Below are 17,131 nucleotides of genomic sequence, written 5' to 3' on the forward strand. Positions count from 1 at the left end.
ATGGACACCAACGCGGAAGACCCGATGATCACCGTCCCGGCGGGGCGGGTGACGCTGTCCGACCGTCGGACGCAGCGCAGTTGGCCGGTGGAGGTCGCCTCCTACCGGCTCGCTGCGGTTCCGGTCACCCAGACGCTGTACGCGGCGGTGACCGGTGACCGGCCGAGCGCGTCCCGGGGCGACCGGCTGCCCGTGGAGGGCGTCTCCTGGTGGGACGCGGTCCGCTTCTGCAACGCCCTGTCCCGGCGCGACGGACTCACCCCCGCCTACCGTCTCCTCCCCGCCGACGGCGAGGGCGGCGAGGGCGGCGAGAACGGCGAGGGCATCGACTGGGACCGGGCCGCCGACGGGTACCGGCTGCCGACCGAGGCCGAGTGGGAGCACGCCTGCCGCGCCGGCATCACCGGACCCCACTACGGCCCGCTGGACGAGATCGCCTGGTACCGCGGCAACTCGGACGAGCGGATCCACGAGGTGGGCGGCAAGCAGCCCAACCCCTGGGGCTTCCACGACATGCTCGGCAACGTCTGGAACTGGTGCTGGGACGTCTACGACGCCGAGGTCTACGGCACCTACCGGGTCCTGCGCGGCGGCGGCTGGTTCGACGAGCACTGGAGCTGCCGGGCCTCCGCCCGCCGTCGCAGCCACCCGACCTTCCGGGTCGACGACGTCGGCTTCCGGGTGGCCCGCTCCCTGACGGGCTGAGCCGCCCCAACCGCTGGGCGGGCCCAGGCGGGTTCACACGGGCTCACACCGGCTCATGTGGGCCCGGGCGGGGTCCGGCTGCGGCAGCGGCCGGGCACAGTCCTGATTGACCGTCATGTACCGCCCCAGCCACCGCAGGCCGGTCGGGTCGCACGGTGACGTCCGGTGGGCCGGGGGGAGAATTTCTCGTATCATCCACCCGTCCGTCGGGCAGGCCTGACACGCTGTCAGATGTGCCCGAGAAGGAGACTGTTGAGGAGCCGAGGCTGGCGATCGAGCGCCGGCCCTCGTTCTTGAGATCGCGACGCCGGTTCGTTGTCGTCCTCGCGACCCTGCTGTCGCTGTTCCTGACCTGTACGGTGACCCTGGCCACGAACGGGAACCTCCTGCTGCCGTTCGAGCCGGTGGTCACCCTGGAGGGGAGGCTGGCCTCCAAGGGCGAGTTCTTCGCGGACGAGGAGGTCCAGCGGATCCTCCTGAGCCACCGGATCCGGGTGCATGTGAGCATCGCAGGCTCGCGCGAGGTGGCGTACGGCAACCTCGATCCCTATGACTTCGTCTTCCCATCCGGCCAGCCGTCGGCCGAGGTGGTGATCGACCGGCGGGGCGCGGCCGGGCAGTACGCCCGCGTCTACCGCCCGTTCGTCAGCCCGATCGTGCTCGCGACCTACCGGGAGTACGCGAAGACGCTCGTGGACAGCAAGGTCGCCGAACGGATCGGCGGCCAGGAACCGCCGTTGTACTACAGCCTCGCGTTGGCCGACTTCCTGCGGCTGGGCAACGCCAAGCAAACGTGGAACGCCCTCGGCATCCAGAACTACGGCATCACCAACGGCAACGTCGTGGCGGCCCAGTCCTCGGACATCTGCGAGTCGAATTCGGCGGGCACCTTCCTGGCGCTGGTCGCCTTCACGGAGAAGGGTGACGGCAAGCCTCCCGCGAAGAAGGACGTCGAGGACCTGGCGGCCAGGATCAAGCCGCTGCTGTTCGCCCAAGGCATGCCCGGGGGTGATCTGTTCCAGCCCTACAGCGTCCCGGAGGGCAGGGGCATCGCCCCCGTCGTGGTGGTCTACGAGCACCAGTTCCTCGCTTACCAGGCCCGTTTCCAGGCCCGGACCAAGAAGCTCGACGCCGAGCGGGTCCTGCTCTATCCGAAGGAACAGTTCCTGACCCAGCCCCAGTTCATCGCCCTCAATCCCGGAGCCGACCGGCTCGGTGACCTGATCACCCACGACCCCCGGCTGCTCAGGAGGGCGACCGAGCTGGGCTTCCGCACCCTGGACAGCCAGCCGGGAGGCGACCGGCTGGCGGACTTCCTCGGCGAGCACGACATTCCGGCCCCGGTCCGCACCGGGGACGACACCGCGACCAAGATGCCGACGCTCGACGTGCTGGAGCAGATGATCGACGCCGTCGGCGGCTGCCGGCCTCGCGACGACACGCCCTCCGGTGAAGGGGCTTCCCCCGCCCAGGGGGCGCCGTGAGCCGCCCGGTGCCAGGCCCTCAGCGCCCGGTGCCCGGTGCCCGGCAGGGCGTGCCGGCACCGGCTCCCTCCTCGACACCCTGAAGGAGATGCACGGCTGTGTTCACTGCGATGTGGTGGAGCGTCTGGTGGGGCTGGTTCGCCGTCTGGCTGGCGGCCGTGGCGAGCCTGCTCGCCCTGCTGCTCCTCGGCTGGTGGGAGGTGCGCCGCAGTAGACGGCCCGCCGGCCTGGACGTCACCGCCAGGATCTGCGTCTACCTGGATGACCGGGCGATCATGGACCTCTATCGGATGGGCCGGTACACAGAGGCCCTTACCCAGGAGGTCGAGCGGACGACCAGGAAGACGCGAGGGCTCACTGCCGACATCTCCCTGCCGCCGACCGGCGCGTTCTCCGGCAGCAGGGAGAAGGCGGAGGAGCGGATCAGCAGGTACGTCCAGACCCATGCGCCGATCGATGTGATCGGCGTCCTGGTCAAGGCTATGGAGCGGGTCGACGGGATCGTCCACGCCAACCTCACCGCCCTCACCGTCCGGGACAACGGCGCGCTCGCCAGATCGCTGGCCGCAGGCGGTCACTCCGCACCCCGGGCCCCACGGGCCAGGCTGCGCGACGTCGAGGACTACGTCCTGTTGCGGGGGCGGTTCCGCACGGTGGACCGGACGCCGGACACCCCGGAAGGTGCCACCGTCTTCCTGGCCGCCTACGGCAACCCCGAGGACCCCTCACAGGCGGCGGCCGTCCGCGTCACCTGCGTCACCGCGGGGCTGAGCGAGGCCGAGTCACGCCGTCGCGCGTTCTTCGGGCACTGCCTCGGTATGGTCGAGGACTGGAACGCCGACGAAGGCGTGCTGGAGGTCCACCCCATCGCGATCTTCCAGTGACCGCCACGCCCGCACGGCGGCTCGGACGGTCCGGGGCCGGGGTCTGCCGCCCGGCCGCCGAATGATTCGAGCGCAGGGCGCTCTCGGCGGCGGCGTGCCCGCGCGGCATCGCCATGCCCCGGCGCAGCACGGAGGGTGACCACGGGGGTGGGGGAATCGGACTTGAATCTTTGCGAACGAATGTTCGATCCTGAGGTGTGCCCGTTTTCGAACCTGCTTTCGAATCCACCGCCGAGCGGCAGCCGCTCCGCCCGGTGGTGTCGGCGGCTGCGCTCGTGGACGGTGCCGGGGCGGGGGCCGGGCGGCGAGGGCTGCTGCCGGTGCTGCCGGCGTTGGGGGCGGTGCTGCCGGAGGACGGGCTGCGGCGGGGGACGGTGGTGTCGGTCGGCGGCGGGGACCTCGGGCTGCTGCTGGCGCTGGCCGCCGGGGTGCGGGAGTCGGACGGCGGGTGGGCGGCGGCGGTCGGGCTGCCGGACCTGGGGCTGGCCGCGGCCGCCGGGTACGGGCTGGACCTGAGGCGGCTGCTGGTGGCGGACGACCCCGGCCCGCACTGGGCCGAGGTGGTGTCGGTGCTGGCCGGGGCGGTCGAGCTGATCATGCTGCGCCCGGAGGGGCCGGTGGCGCCGAAGCCGGCCGCCCGGCTGGCGGCCGTGCTGCGGCGCAGCGGGTGCGTGCTGCTGGTGGCCGGACCGTGGCCGGGGGCGGGGCTTCGGCTGGGGGTGCGGTCCGGACGGTGGTTCGGGCTGGGTGACGGGCACGGGCAGCTCACCGGGCGGCAGGTGGAGGTCGTGGCCGAGGGGCGCGGTTCGGCGGCGCGCGGGCGTACCGCCCGGCTCTGGCTGCCGGACGAGCACGGCGAGGTGCGGGCGGTGGCGGAGGCCGCCGAGGTGGTCGGGGCGGGGGAGGACGTGACGTCGGGGGCCGGGGCGGGCCTCGAACGTATGGCGGTGGTGTGAGATGACCGACACCGGAGCGACTGGGCTGACCGGGGCGACCGGAGCCGCCGGGACGGCCGGGACACCGCGGGTGCTGGTGGTCTGGTGCCCGGACTGGCCGGTGGCGGCCGTCATGGGGCCCGCGGACGGCGGTGAGGACGGCGGCGACGCCCCGGTGGCGGTGGTCGCCGGCGGGCGGATCCTGGCGTGCTCGGAGACGGCCCGGGCGGCCGGGGTGCGGCAGGGGCAGCGGCTCAAGCTGGCCCAGCGGCTCTGCCCGGCGCTGGAGCTGCGCGACCGCGACCCGGAGGCGGAGACCCGGCGGTTCGAACCGGTGGTCGCGGCGGTGGAGGCGTTCACGCCCCGGGTGGAGGTGCTGCGCCCCGGCCTGTGCGCGATCCCGGTGAAGGGTCCGAGCCGCTACTTCGGCGGAGAGGAGGCGTTGGCGGCCAAGGTGCAGGGCGCGGTGAGGGCTGCCCTGGCCCGGCCCGTGGACGAGGACGAGGACGGGGACGGAAGCAGGGACGGAAACAGGGACGGAAACAGGGACGAGAACCGGGACAGGGACGAGAACAGGGACAGGCTCGGAGTCGGGGTCGGGGGCAGCGGGTCGGAGGTGCAGGACCACCCCGTCGACGCCGACCCCACCGTGCGCGCCCACCCGGCCCCCGGCCCCGGCCGTACCGAGGCGCACCCGGCGGACGCCGACCGGGCCGGTGCCCGGCGCCGGGCGGCGGCCGTGGACGAGCTGTTCGCCGCCGCCCCGGCGGCCCGGGACGGCGCGCGGGGCGGGTTCGCCCACCCGGCCGCGTACCCGCCGCCGGCCCGCCCCGCCGAAGCCACCGCGGCAGCCCCCGCAGCCCCCGACGCCCGGCCCGTCCCCGACGGCCGGCCCGTCCTCCACGGCCAGGTCGGTGTCGCCGACGGCCTGTTCGCCGCCGTGCTGGCGGCCCGGGCCGGGGTACTGGTGCCGGCCGGACGGACGGCGGAGTTCCTCGCGCCCTACCCGGTGGCCGCGCTCGGCGACGAGGCGTTGGCGGAACTGCTGGACCGGCTCGGCCTGCCCACCGTCGGTGCGTTCGCCGCGCTGCCCGCCGAGTCGGTCGCGGACCGGTTCGGCCCGGCCGGCACGACCGCGCACCGGCTGGCCCGGGGCCTGCAGCCGCGCCCGCTGGTGCCGCGTACGGAGGGGCCGGACCTCTCCGTCGAGCAGCGCTTCGACCCGCCGGAGCCGCTCGCCGAGCCGCTGGTGTTCGTCGCCCGCACGCTCGCCGAGCGGCTGCACCAGCGGCTCGCCGGGGCTGGGCTGACCTGCCAGCGGGTTGCGGTCGAGGTGTCCTGCGCCGACGGGCGGACCGTCTCGCGGCTCTGGCGGCACGAGGGCCGGCTGTCGGCGACGGCGCTGGCCGAGCGCGTCCGCTGGCAGCTCCAGGCCTGGCAGGGCACGGGCACCTTCGCGGTGCCTGGCAGACCGGAGGCACACCACGACGCGGACCACAACGCACACCACGACCCGCACCACGGCACGGACTTCGACACGGACCACGACGCGGGCTTCACCGCCCTGCGCCTCGTCCCCGACGATCTCTCCCCCGACCAGGGCCGCCAGCTGGCGCTCTGGGGGCAGGCGGTCGCGGACGACCGGGTGGAGCGCGCGGTGGCCCGGGTGCAGGCGGTGCTCGGGCATGCCGGGCTGCGCCGGATCGAGCCGGCGGGCGGGCGGGGGCCGGGCGAGCAGGCGGTCCGGGTGCCCTGGGGCGAGCCGTACGACCCGGCGGCGCCGGCCGACGCGCCGTGGCCGGGCCGGCTGCGGGACGTCTGGCCGGCCGTGGTGCACCGCACCCCGGTGCCGGTCGTGGTGCTGGACGCGGAGGGGCGGTCGGTGGCGGTGGACGGCCGGGCGGGGGTGTCGGCCCGGCCGGCCCGGGTGGCGGTGCGGGGGCGGGAGCTGGTGGTGGACGGCTGGACCGGCCCCTGGCCGGCGGTCGAGTACTGGTGGGACCAGGCGCTGGCCCGCCGCCGGGCGCGCTTCCAGGTCACGCTGGCGGACGGCCGGGCGCTGCTGCTCACGGTGGAGGGCGGTGAGTGGTTCATGGAAGCCGGCTACGACTGACCCGGCCGGCCACCGGGGGGAACGGAACGGGCCGGCCACCGGGGGCGGCCTGCCGGGGGAGAGAACCGGCCGGCCACCGGGGAGGAACCGACCGGCCAGTGGGGGGAGAAACCGAACAGGCACGACCGAAGGCAACGACCCCCGATGGGATTCACCAGCCATCCCACGCTTCCCTGGAGCGAACTGCACCGACGCCTGGCCGGCGGCAGCCCGGGCCCGGAGGGTGGCGCGGTCGTCCCGCTGCGCCGCCGCGCCGGGGCCCGCCTCCCCGCACAACCCGCCGAGGCGGCCGGCCCGACGGCCCGGACCGGCCCGACCGCCCCGGCCTGGGCCGAGCTGCACGTGCACTCCGCCTTCAGCTTCCTCGACGGCGCCAGCGACCCCGAGGAACTGGTCGCCGAGGCCGCCCGGCTGGGTGTCGAGGTGCTCGCGCTCACCGACCACGACGGCCTCTACGGCGCGGTGCGGTTCGCCGAGGCGGCCCGGGAGGCGGGCGTCGGCACGGTGTTCGGCGCCGAGCTGACCCTGCGCCGGGACGGCCAGGCCGAGCACCTGCTCGTCCTGGCCCGCGACCCGGCCGGCTACCGCCGTCTCTCCGCGGCAATCAGCGCCGCCCAGCTGGCGGGCGGGGCCAAGGGCCGCCCGGCGTACGACGCCGCGGCGCTGGCCGACGCGCACGGCGGCCACTGGGCGGTACTCACCGGCTGCCGCCTGGGCAGGGTCCCCGCCGCACTCGCCGCCGGCCGGGACGCCGAGCACCGGCTGCACACCCTCACCGAGGCGTTCGGCCGCGACAACGTGTACGTCGAGTTGATCGACCAGTGGCTGCCCGGCGACGACCTGCGCAACGACGCCCTGGCCGCGCTCGCCGCCAAGCTGGGCCTGCCCACCGTCGCCTCCACCAACGCCCACCACGCCGGCCCGGCCCAGGGCCGGCTGGCACAGAGCCTCGCCGCCCTGCACGAGCGCCGCACCCTGCAGGACGCGGCGGGCTGGACGCAGGCGGCCGGCACCGCGCACCTGCGCTCGGGCCGGGAGATGGCGGCCCGGCTGGCCCGCTTCCCGGGGGTCCGGGAGGCCACCGTCGACCTGGCCCGCGCCTGTGCCTTCGACTTCACCGGACTCGACCCGGAGCTGCCCGGCTTCCCCGTCCCGCCCGGGCACACCGAGATCAGCCATCTGCGCGAGCTGGTCGCCCGGGGCGGACCGGTCCGGTTCGGCCCCGGCAACGGGCCCGCCCGCCGGCAGCTCGCCAAGGAGCTGGACGTCATCGAGGACCTGAGGCTGGCCGGCTACTTCCTGATCGTCCACGACATCGTCGACTTCTGCCGCCGCGAGGACATCTGGTGCCAGGGTCGGGGTTCGGCGGCCAACTCGGCGGTCTGCTACGCGCTCGGGATCACCGCCGTCGACCCGATCCACTACAGGCTCCTCTTCGAGCGCTTCCTCTCCACCGCCCGCGACGGGCCGCCCGACATCGACCTGGACATCGAGAACCGCCGTCGCGAGGAGGTCATCCAGTACGTCTACCGCCGCTACGGGCGCGAGCACGCCGCCCAGGTCGCCAACGTGATCACCTACCGGCCGCGGCTGGCGCTGCGCGACGCCGCCCGGGTGCTCGGCTACCCGCAGGGGCAGGTGGACGCGTTCAGCCGGCAGAGCGACTTCCGCTCGCCGCCCGGCGCGGACGCCGTCATCCCCGCGGACGTGCTCGCCCTGGCCGGACAGCTCCACGGCCTGCCCCGCCACCTGGGCATCCACTCGGGCGGCATGGTGCTCACCAAGGAGCCGATCGGCGAGATCTGCCCGACCGAGTGGGCCCGGATGCCGGGCCGGTCCGTGCTGCAGTGGGACAAGGACTCCACGGCCGGCGCCGGGCTGGTCAAGATCGACCTGCTCGGCCTCGGCATGCTCGCCGCACTGCACGACACCTGCGACCTGATCGCCGAACACCACGGCGTGCGGTACACCCTGGCCACCGTCCCGGACGACGACGCGGGCGTCTACACGATGCTGCGCCGGGCCGACACGGTCGGCGTCTTCCAGGTCGAGTCGCGCGCCCAGATGGCCACCCTGCCGCGGCTCAAGCCGGACCACTTCTACGACCTGGTGGTCGAGGTCGCGCTGATCCGCCCGGGGCCGATCCAGGGCGGGTCCGTCCACCCGTACCTGCGGCGCCGCGCCGGGCTCGAAGCGGCCGGCTGCCCGCACCCGCTGATGGAGAACGCGCTCGGCAAGACCCTCGGGGTGCCGCTGTTCCAGGAGCAGATGATGCAACTGGCCATCGACTGCGCCGGGTTCAGCCCCGCCGAGGCCGACCAGCTGCGCCAGGCGATGGGTTCCAAGCGCTCGCACGAACGCGTCGCCCGCCTGCGTGAGCGGCTGCTGAGCGGCATGGCCGCGCGCGGCATCCCCGAGGAGACCGCCGAGGACGTCTACACCAAGATCGAGGCCTTCTCCAACTACGGCTTCCCGGAGAGCCATGCGATCAGCTTCGCCTACCTGGTGTACGCGAGCGCCTGGCTCAAGTACCACTACCCCGCGGCCTTCACCTGTGCCCTGCTGGCCAACCAGCCGATGGGCTTCTACTCGCCGCTCAGCCTGATCGCGGACGCCCGGCGGCACGGCGTGCGGGTCCGCGGCGTGGACGTCAACGCCAGCGGGCCGCGGCCCACCCTGGAACCGTACCGGGGGCCGACGCCCAAGCCGCCGCTCACGGCGGGCAAGCCGCAGCCCGCCATCCGGCTCGGCCTGGACACCGTCCGCGGCATCGGCGCCCCGCAGGCCGAGGCGATCGCGGCCGGACAGCCGTACGCGGACCTGGAGGACTTCGCCCGCCGGACGAGCCTGCCCGCGCCGGTGCTGGAGGCGCTCGCCACGGCGGGAGCGTTCGGCTGCTTCGGGCTGGGACGGCGTCAGGCGTTGTGGGCCGCCGGGGCGTTCGCCGGTGTCTCGGCGGGGCTGATCCCCGGCACCACCCCCGGCACCGAGGCGCCGTCGCTGCCGGAGATGACCCCGGTCGAGGAGACCATCGCCGACCTCTGGGCGACCGGCACCTCCGCCACCAGCCACCCCGTCCAGCACCTGCGCGCCCACCTCGAACGCGGCGGCGCACTGACCGCCGCCCAGCTCCCGGACGTGGCACCCGGCACCGCCGTGGTGGTCGGCGGCCTGGTGACGCACCGCCAGCGCCCGCCGACGGCCGGCGGGGTGCTCTTCCTCAGCCTGGAGGACGAGACCGGCCTGATCAACGTGATCTGCAGCCGCCCGGTCTGGGAGTCCCAGCGCCGTACCGCCCTCGACCGCGCCGGCCTGCTGGTCCACGGCCACATCGAACGCGACCGCGGCGCCACCAACCTGGTCGCCACCCGGCTCGGCCCGCTGCGTCTGGGGATCTGAGGCCGGGTTGCCGGGGAAGGGGCTAGGCTCATGATCAAGAGTGCTTCCGTCAGGGGAAGTTCGTCGCGTGACCTTCGGAGGCAGGCCTTGGGTGAGCAGATGCGTTCCCGCGTTTCGGCGTACGCGATCGCCACGTCGGAGCAGCGGCTGCTGCTGACGCAACTCTCCGAGGCCTCACCGGTCTTCCTGCCCGGCCTCTGGCACCTGCCCGGCGGCGGGATCGACCCGGGCGAGCAGCCGCAGGAGACGCTCGCGCGCGAGCTGCACGAGGAGACCGGCCTGGAACTCCGCAGTGCCCGGCTGGTGGACGCGCGCAGCTACACGGCCCACCGGCTCGGTGTGCACTGGCACTTGGTGGGGCTGTTCTACCGCGTCGAGCTCCGTCCCGGGCCGCTGACCGTCAACGAGGTCGACGGGTCGACCGCAGGTGCCCGGTGGATGCCGCTCGCCGGTCTCACCGCGTCGGCGCTCTCCCCGGCGGCGGCCGACGGCCTCGGCCTGCTCGGGCAGCCGTAGGGCCGGGCCGCCGCTGCGGCGGTCCCCAGGGCTGGACCAGCCTGCGCGGCGCAGCCGTGGGGGTGACTGCGCCGCGCCGGGGCTTGTGGGGGAGGGGCCCGAGGGGTGGTGCCAGAAGGCGGGGGTGTCGTTCAGCGGCCTACGCGCCGGACTCCGCCTCCCGCCCCTTCCCGGGGGCGCCCGCGAAGACCTGGGCGATCGGCAGCCAGGCCGCCGCCGTCGCGCCGGTGGCGGTCAGGGCGAGGTCGTCCCGGTGCCGGCGCTGGGTGACCAGCAGGCAGAAGTCCAGCGCCGGCCCGCTCACCCGGTCCGTCGCGTCCTCCGGGCCCCAGGCCCACAATGCGCCGTCCGGCGCGGTCAGTTCCACCCGGACCGGTGCCTCCGGTGCCGGCAGTCCGTGCAGCGAGAAGGCGAACCCCATGGTCCGAACCCCCAGATGGGCGATGTGCCGCAGTCGCGCGGTCGGCTCCCGGACCGTGCCCAGCGTGTCCGCGACGTCCTGCCCGTGCGCCCAGGTCTCCATCAGTCGCGCGGTCGCCATCGACGGGGCCTTCATCGGCGGTCCGAACCACGGCAGGCGGACGTCGCCCGGCACCGCGGCCAGGGCGGTCAGCAGCCGTTCCCGGCCCGCCCGCCAGCGGGTCAGCAGCGCCGCGGGCTCCTCGGCCGCCCCCTGCGCGGCGCCCTCGTCCACCGGGTCCAGGCCCACCTCCAGCAGCTCGCCGAAGACGCGTCCGGTCTGCGCGCCGAAGCCCTCCGGGTCACGCGCGGAGAGTTCGGTCCAGTCGTCCGTCCAGGCCAGGTGGGCGATCTGGTGCGCGATCGTCCACCCCTGGGCCGGGGTGTCGGCCGCCCAGCCCTCCGGCTCCAGCCCGGCCACCAGCCCGTCCAGCACCGCGCTCTCGGCCCGCAGGTCGTCGAGCAGGCCGGTCAGCACGTCCGTGGCGCGAGGCTCCTTCGGTTCCGTCGTCATGGGCATCCCCTTCACATGTCACAGCAGTACGCGGCAGTAGCGGTGGCGACCCCGGTAGTGACTCACCGGTAACTCCGGTCGCACCCTACGCCGCACCCGCCGCCGCCACCTCGGACTCAACGGAACACGCACGTCGCACCGCTCGCTCCGACCACCCCGCTCGCTCCGCCCACGAGGTGTCGCGCTGGGCGGCGACCTGCCGGACCAACCCGGAGGTCGCCGCCCAGTGGGGCCGCACCTGCCGCACCTGCCTCACGGCGACCGGCTGCCCGCGGGATCGGCGTCCGCAACCGGACCGGACGGGCCCTGGCAGCCCGTGCGCCGGGCCGGCCGGACGCGGCTAGTTGACGTTCCGCTCCCGCCCCGCCCAGTACGGCTCGCGGAGCCGGAACTTCTGCAGCTTGCCGGTGGTGGTCCGCGGCAGCGCGTCCCGGAACTCCACCGAGGTGGGCGACTTGTAGCCGGCCAGCCGCTGCTTGCAGTGCGCGATGAGGTCCGCCTCGCCGACGTCGGAGCCGGGCTTGAGCACCACCAGCGCCTTGACCGTCTCGCCCCACTTGTCGTCCGGCACTCCGATCACCGCGACCTCGCCGACCGCCGGGTGGTCGTACAGGCAGTCCTCCACCTCGATCGAGGAGACGTTCTCCCCGCCGCTGATGATGACGTCCTTCTTCCGGTCCGAGATGGTCAGGTAGCCGTCGGTGAGGGTGCCGCCGTCGCCGGTGTGGAACCAGCCGTCCCGGATCGCCTCCGAAGTCTCCCGAGGCTGCTGCCAGTAGCCGTCCAGCACCACGTTGGAGCGGACCAGCACCTCGCCCTGCTCGTCCACCCGGACGTGATTGCCGATCGCCGGCGCACCCGCCTGCACCAGCTTCTCCGCCCGCTCGGCGGAGGGCAGTTGGTCCCATTCGCGGCGGGAACGGTTGACCGTCACCACCGGCGACGTCTCGGTCAGGCCGTAGATCTGCATGAACTCCCAGCCGAGTTCGGACTCGATCCGCTGCACCACCGAGGTCGGCGGCGGGGCGCCGGCCACGATGATCCGCACCCTGTCCCGGCCGGGGACGGGCCCGTCCCAGTCGGCGGCCGCGTCCAGCACCATCTGGATCACCGCCGGCGCGCCGCACAGGAAGGTCACCCCGTGCCGCTCGACCCGGCGCAGGATCTCGGTGCCGTCCACCTTCCGCAGCACGATGTGCTGCGCGCCCAGCCCGGTGAGCGCGAACGGCAGGCCCCAGCCGTTGGCGTGGAACATCGGCAGGGTGTGCAGGTAGACGTCCCGGTCACTGGCCCCGAAGTGCAGGCCCATGAGGACGGCGTTCAGCCAGACGTTCCGGTGGGTGAGTTGAACGCCCTTGGGGCGCGCGGTGGTTCCGCTGGTGTAGTTGATCGTCGCGGTGTCGTTCTCACCGATCTCGTACCGGCGCGGCGCGTGGTCGAAGTCGTACAGCAGCGCGTCGCTGCCCGCGCCGATCACGAACTTGTGCCTGGCGGCCACCCCGGCCAGCGGGTCGGCGAGTTCGGGGTCGACCAGCAGCACGGACGCGCCGCTCTGCTCGACGATGTACGACACCTCCTCCGCCTTCAGCCGGAAGTTGACCGGCACCAGCACCCGGCCGTGCCCGCTCACGCCGTACAGCGAGGTCATCAGCCGGGCCGAGTTGTGCGACACCATCGCGACCCGTTCGCCCGGCCCGACCCCGAGGCGGTCCAGCCCTGCCGCCTGCGCCCGCGCCAGTTCGGCGACCCGCCGGTAGCTCAGCTCGCCCCAGGATTCGGCCGGTTGCACCGGCTCGTCGACGATGCCGACCCGGTCGCCGTAGACCAGCTCGGCCCGGTCGAGGAAGTCCATCACGGAGAGTGGAATCTGCATGCGCCCACTGTCCTCCGCCCGGCGCCCCCTGCACACCCCCGGTCGGGGGTGTCACCCGGACGGCCAGCGGGATTCAGCCCGCCGCCGCGACCGTCCCCGCGGCCGGAGCCGCCGCCCCGTCCACGACCGCCCCCTCCGCCACCGCCAGCGCCGCGACCAGCCGGTCCCGGGCCTCGCTCTGCGCGGCGATCCGGCGCTCCAGGACGGACAGCCGCTCCCGGGCGATCCGCAGCGCCGCCGGCGACGGCGGCTTGGCGAGCACGTCCCCGTCCAGACAGGGCAGGAAGAGCCGGACGTCCTCCAGGGTGAGTCCGGCGGCCAGCAGCGAGCGGATGTTGCGCACCCGCACGGCTGCCGCCTCGTCGTACTCCCGGTAGCCGTTGGCGGCGCGGGAGGAGCCGATCAGCCCGGCCTGCTCGTAGTGGCGCAACGCCCGGGCCGTACTGCCCGTCACCTGGGCCAGCTCTCCGATCAGCACCGCTCCCCGCCCCTCCACCGTTCCCGGCGTTGCCACCGGCCTCACCCCACGACGGCGCCGCCGTCCACGGGCAAGACTACTCCGGTGACGAACGAGGCCTGCGGGGAGGCGAGTTGCGTGACGGCCCAGGCCACCTCGGCGGGTCGGCCGATCCGCCCGAGCGGGGTGTGGGCGATCTGCCACCGCCGGACGGCCTCCCGCTGCTCCGCGCCGAGCCCGGAGTGTTCGCCGATCGGCGTCTCGATCGCCCCCGGCGCCACCGCCACCACCCGGACGCCGCTCGGCGCCAGCTCCACCGCCCAGCTGCGGGTGACCGACTCCAGCGCCGCCTTGCTCGCCGCGTACACCGAGTTGCCCGGCCAGCCCCGTTGGCCGACGCTGGTCGTGACATTGACGATCACGCCGCGGCTCGCCTCCAGCGGCGGCAGTGCGGCCCGGCCGAGCAGGACGGCGGCGGTGAGGTTGGTGGCGAGCTGGGCCTCGACCGAGTCCCTGGTGAGGCCGCCGACAGCGCCGCTGCGGACGATCCCGGCGTTGTTGACCAGCACGTCGAGCCGCCCGTGCCGCTCCAGGGCCTCGCGCACGACCGCCTCCGGCGCGTCGGCCCCGGTGACGTCCGCGACCAGCGGGTGGATCCGCCCGGGGTGGCTTCCCGCCGTCTCCGCCAGCGGTCCGGGCCGCCGCCCGACCGCCACCACCGCGACCCCCGGCCCCTGCGCGGCGAAGGCCTGCGCGGTGGCCCGCCCGATCCCCGTCCCCGCGCCGGTGACCAGGACGACCCGGGACGGCCGATCCTGCGGGGTTTCCTGCCGGTTGCTCTCGTTCGCGTTCATGCGGAGAGCCTCCGACCCTGCCGCCAGTGTCAAGGTCAAGCGCGAGCGCGGGCCGGGAGCGGGAACCGCCCCCTCCACTTGCTGTGCCGGGCGCGAACAGGGGGCCGGGAGGGGACGCGAACGGCGCCGGGTGCTGTTAGGAAGGTGCCAACGCACCTACCCACGGGGAGAGAACACGCATGAGTGACGAACGGTCCGAGAACCTGTACGACGCCGTCGGCGGCATCGAGGGGCTCCGCCGGCTGAGCAACACCTTCTACGAGGGAGTCCTCGCCGACCCGGTCCTGGCACCGGTCTTCGCGAACTTCACCACCACCCACATCGAGCACGTCGCCGTCTGGCTGGGCGAGATCTTCGGCGGCCCGGCCCGTTTCACCGCCGAGCTGGGCGGGCACCAGGCGCTGCTCCGCACGCACCTCGGCCTCGCCATCACCGAGGAGCAGCGCGGTCGTTGGATGGAGCTGATGGGCGCCGCGGTGCAGAAGGAGCTGCCCGACGACGAGCTGCTGCGCCGGCGGGTGCTGGAGTACTTCGACTGGGGCACGAAGATCGCCAAGGACGTGTCGGCGGCGCCCGTCGGCGCGGACCTCGGCGACCCGGGCCCGACGCCGCGCTGGGGCTGGGACGGGCTGAAGAAGTGACGGCCCTGGCCGGACTCCCGGCCGCCGGGGGCCTGCTGCTGCGGCCGTTCCGGGACGAGGACGCGTCCGCCCTGGTGGAGGTCTACCGGGACGAGACGCTGCGCCGCTTCACCCGGATCCCGGTGACCGACGCGGACGAGGCGGCCCGCTGGCTCGACATCCAGTACCGCGGCTGGGCGGACGGCGACCGGTACAGCTTCGCCGTTCTGGAGCCCCGGGCCGGGCACCCCGCCGAACTGGTCGCCAACGTGGTGCTCAAGCGCGGCACGCCCGGCGGGGCGTCCGCCGAGGTGGGGTACTGGACGGCGGCCGACGCGCGGGGCCGGGGCGTGGCGCCGCGGGCGCTGGAGGCGGTCACCGGCTGGGCGTTCACGGCCTTCGCCGCCGACGGGCTGGTCCGGCTCGACCTGCTGCACCAGGTGGACAACACGGCCTCCTGCCGGGTGGCCGAGAAGACCGGGTACCGGTTCGCGTCCGTTCTCCCGGCCCGCCCGCCGGAGTTCCCGCTGGACGGCCACCTCCACACCCGCACCGCGCCCGGTTAAGCACTGGACCGGGAGGGAGAACGGCGTCAGAGTGACGCACATGGCTTCTCTTGTACGACATGTGACGATCGACTGCGCCGACGCCTTCCGCCTGGCCGGGTTCTGGGCGCAGGTGCTGGACAGCAAGGTCAGCGAGGACGACAACCCGGGGGACGAGGAGGCGCTGGTCGAGTCGCCGGGTGCCGTGCTGCTCTTCATCCGGGTGCCCGAGGGCAAGACGGTGAAGAACCGCATCCACCTCGACCTCCAGCCGCAGGACCGCACCCGGGACGAGGAGGTGGAGCGCCTGCTGGCACTGGGCGCCACCGTCCACGACGACCAGCGCACCCCGGACGGCAAGGGCTGGGTGACCATGCTCGACATCGAGGGCAACGAGTTCTGCGTCGAGCGCAGCGCCGCCGAGCGGGCCGCCACCTCCTGACCCGTCGCCACTCGGTCCGAACGGCCGCCCGTCAGGCCCACGAGGGCCTGTGCGGGCGGCCGTTCGGTCTCTCCGCTTCTCCGCTCCCCCGCCCGGCACGGGTGCCCCCTGCCTCCGGGCGGCACCCGGGAGCAGGGGGCAGGGGACTCCGGTGACCTCAGACGATCGGACCGCCGTAGAAGGGGTCGTAGTACCCGGCGTACCGCTCGCGGTAGCCGGTGTCACCCTCGTGGCGGTCGGGGTCGAACTCCGGGCCGTTCTTGATCTCGTCCTTCGTCCGGTCGACGTACACCCTGCGGTTCTCGAAGTCGACCTGGATGACCGTGCCGGCCGGCAGCAGCACGTGCTTGCCGAAGATCCACGGCCCGGTGTCCACCACGAGATAGCGGGCGTCGGCCTCCTCGGAGAGCCGGTCGATCCGGCCGATGTGCCCATCGGTCGCCTCGACGCGGAAGTCCACCAGGTCGGAATCGGTGACGTAGCCGGAGGTGGCGCGGAACTGCCAGATGTTGACGCCGCTCACTGTCGTCTCCTTCTCGTCGCTCGGCCGCCGGACCTGTTCCGGCGGCCTCCGTGACCTCGGCTGCCCCGGATCCGCGGATCCATGTCGGCGGAGTGGGCCTGAATCCGGTGCCACCGGCAGCAGTTCGTCCACGCCACCCGCGTGTGCCCGCGCGCGGCGGCCCGCCGGCCCGGAGACGGCGTCCCGGGCCGGCGGGTGGAGTGCCGGAGCGGGAACGCAGCCCCGGACCGGGGTCAGCCGGAGGCGGGGACCAGCCGTCGGGTGTCGATCTCCGCCCAGACCGCCTTGCCCCGGGAGCACGGCGTGGCACCCCACCGGTCCGCCGCCCGCTGCACGATGAAGAGCCCGTGCCCGCCCGGCAGGCCGGGAAGGTGCGGCCGGCGCGGCTCGGGCAGCGCCGGGGATCCGTCGCTGACTTCGATCCGCAGCCGCGCGTCCGAGGCGTCGAGCACCAGCTCCAGCGGGCCGCCGCCGTGCAGCATCGCGTTGGCGACCAGCTCGGAGACCAGCAGCAGGACGTCCTCGACGACGTCGGGATCGGCCCCGTCCTCGGGGCGCAGCCAGGCCCAGTCCGCGAGCGCCCCACCGGTGAACGCACGGGACCGGGCGACCGGCTTGGGAAGTCCGGCCAGGTGCAGTCGCCGCCGCTGGCCGGTCGCCGGCGGTCCGGCGTCGGGTCGGCTGCCGTCGAGGGCGCCCCGGCTCGCCGTCATACGCGGTTCACCCCTTTCGCGCGCGCGGCTGATGAGAGGTCGTCTTTCCCGGGACGTGCCGGGCTATTCCTCGGGCGGCCACCCGGTTCTCCCCC

The 17,131-nt window shown here is 74.3% G+C and carries 16 protein-coding genes; 10 read left to right on the forward strand and 6 right to left on the reverse strand.

Features of this window, described 5'->3' with window-relative positions:
- From OG286_RS29885 to OG286_RS29915, 7 genes are all read left to right on the forward strand, one after another.
- Positions 1 to 705 (forward strand): formylglycine-generating enzyme family protein, encoded by a 705-nt coding sequence (locus OG286_RS29885; RefSeq protein WP_396319125.1) that lies wholly within the window; start codon positions 1 to 3, stop codon positions 703 to 705.
- A gap of 233 nt (positions 706 to 938) precedes the next feature.
- The gene (locus OG286_RS29890; protein ID WP_396319124.1) at positions 939 to 2,189 is read left to right on the forward strand and encodes a hypothetical protein; all 1,251 of its coding nucleotides are present in this window, start codon (positions 939 to 941) and stop codon (positions 2,187 to 2,189) included.
- 98 nt (positions 2,190 to 2,287) lie between these two features.
- Positions 2,288 to 3,073, forward strand: a complete 786-nt coding sequence (locus OG286_RS29895; RefSeq protein ID WP_405359436.1) for a hypothetical protein — start codon at positions 2,288 to 2,290, stop codon at positions 3,071 to 3,073.
- A gap of 197 nt (positions 3,074 to 3,270) precedes the next feature.
- A complete protein-coding gene (locus OG286_RS29900) occupies positions 3,271 to 4,029 on the forward strand; it encodes a hypothetical protein (protein ID WP_405359434.1) in 759 nt (252 codons plus the stop codon).
- 1 nt (position 4,030) lies between these two features.
- Complete coding sequence (locus tag OG286_RS29905; RefSeq protein ID WP_405359432.1) at positions 4,031 to 6,121, forward strand: hypothetical protein; 2,091 nt, start codon at positions 4,031 to 4,033, stop codon at positions 6,119 to 6,121.
- Positions 6,122 to 6,265: 144 nt separating this feature from the next.
- On the forward strand, positions 6,266 to 9,520 hold the full coding sequence (locus tag OG286_RS29910) for an error-prone DNA polymerase (RefSeq protein WP_405359430.1): 3,255 nt from the start codon (positions 6,266 to 6,268) through the stop codon (positions 9,518 to 9,520).
- A gap of 99 nt (positions 9,521 to 9,619) precedes the next feature.
- Positions 9,620 to 10,036, forward strand: coding sequence for an NUDIX hydrolase (locus tag OG286_RS29915; RefSeq protein WP_405359429.1), 417 nt, complete (start codon positions 9,620 to 9,622; stop codon positions 10,034 to 10,036).
- Positions 10,037 to 10,175: 139 nt separating this feature from the next.
- Here OG286_RS29915 and OG286_RS29920 read toward each other — a convergent pair whose 3' ends face one another.
- The 4 genes from OG286_RS29920 to OG286_RS29935 all read right to left on the reverse strand — a co-directional run bounded on the left by OG286_RS29920 (position 10,176) and on the right by OG286_RS29935 (position 14,193).
- Positions 10,176 to 11,009, reverse strand: a complete 834-nt coding sequence (locus OG286_RS29920) for a TIGR03084 family metal-binding protein (protein ID WP_396319118.1) — start codon at positions 11,007 to 11,009, stop codon at positions 10,176 to 10,178.
- Between the two features lie 340 nt (positions 11,010 to 11,349).
- Positions 11,350 to 12,882: an AMP-binding protein gene (locus tag OG286_RS29925; protein WP_396319117.1), complete on the reverse strand. Its 1,533-nt coding sequence runs from the start codon at positions 12,880 to 12,882 to the stop codon at positions 11,350 to 11,352.
- A 73-nt stretch (positions 12,883 to 12,955) separates the two neighbouring features.
- Entirely contained in the window at positions 12,956 to 13,360 is a 405-nt protein-coding gene (locus tag OG286_RS29930; RefSeq protein WP_396319633.1) for a MerR family transcriptional regulator, read from the reverse strand.
- Between the two features lie 41 nt (positions 13,361 to 13,401).
- Positions 13,402 to 14,193, reverse strand: a complete 792-nt coding sequence (locus OG286_RS29935; RefSeq protein WP_396319116.1) for an SDR family NAD(P)-dependent oxidoreductase — start codon at positions 14,191 to 14,193, stop codon at positions 13,402 to 13,404.
- A 179-nt stretch (positions 14,194 to 14,372) separates the two neighbouring features.
- Here OG286_RS29935 and OG286_RS29940 point away from each other — a divergent pair, with 179 nt between their 5' ends.
- The 3 genes from OG286_RS29940 to OG286_RS29950 are packed head-to-tail and all read left to right on the forward strand — an operon-like array spanning position 14,373 to position 15,800.
- The gene (locus OG286_RS29940; RefSeq protein WP_396319115.1) at positions 14,373 to 14,834 is read left to right on the forward strand and encodes a group II truncated hemoglobin; all 462 of its coding nucleotides are present in this window, start codon (positions 14,373 to 14,375) and stop codon (positions 14,832 to 14,834) included.
- Entirely contained in the window at positions 14,831 to 15,379 is a 549-nt protein-coding gene (locus tag OG286_RS29945) for a GNAT family N-acetyltransferase (RefSeq protein ID WP_396319114.1), read from the forward strand. Before OG286_RS29940 ends, OG286_RS29945 begins: the two co-directional genes overlap by 4 nt.
- Before the next feature lie 40 nt (positions 15,380 to 15,419).
- Positions 15,420 to 15,800 (forward strand): VOC family protein, encoded by a 381-nt coding sequence (locus OG286_RS29950; RefSeq protein ID WP_396319113.1) that lies wholly within the window; start codon positions 15,420 to 15,422, stop codon positions 15,798 to 15,800.
- A 157-nt stretch (positions 15,801 to 15,957) separates the two neighbouring features.
- Here the strand turns inward: OG286_RS29950 and OG286_RS29955 are convergent, their stop codons facing one another.
- Both OG286_RS29955 and OG286_RS29960 read right to left on the reverse strand, forming a co-directional pair.
- Complete coding sequence (locus OG286_RS29955; RefSeq protein ID WP_396319112.1) at positions 15,958 to 16,323, reverse strand: PRC-barrel domain-containing protein; 366 nt, start codon at positions 16,321 to 16,323, stop codon at positions 15,958 to 15,960.
- Positions 16,324 to 16,556: 233 nt separating this feature from the next.
- Complete coding sequence (locus OG286_RS29960) at positions 16,557 to 17,036, reverse strand: ATP-binding protein (RefSeq protein ID WP_396319111.1); 480 nt, start codon at positions 17,034 to 17,036, stop codon at positions 16,557 to 16,559.
- Positions 17,037 to 17,131 lie beyond the last annotated feature (95 nt).

This window comes from Kitasatospora sp. NBC_00039 (assembly GCF_045160625.1).
Taxonomy (GTDB): Bacteria; Actinomycetota; Actinomycetes; order Streptomycetales; family Streptomycetaceae; genus Kitasatospora.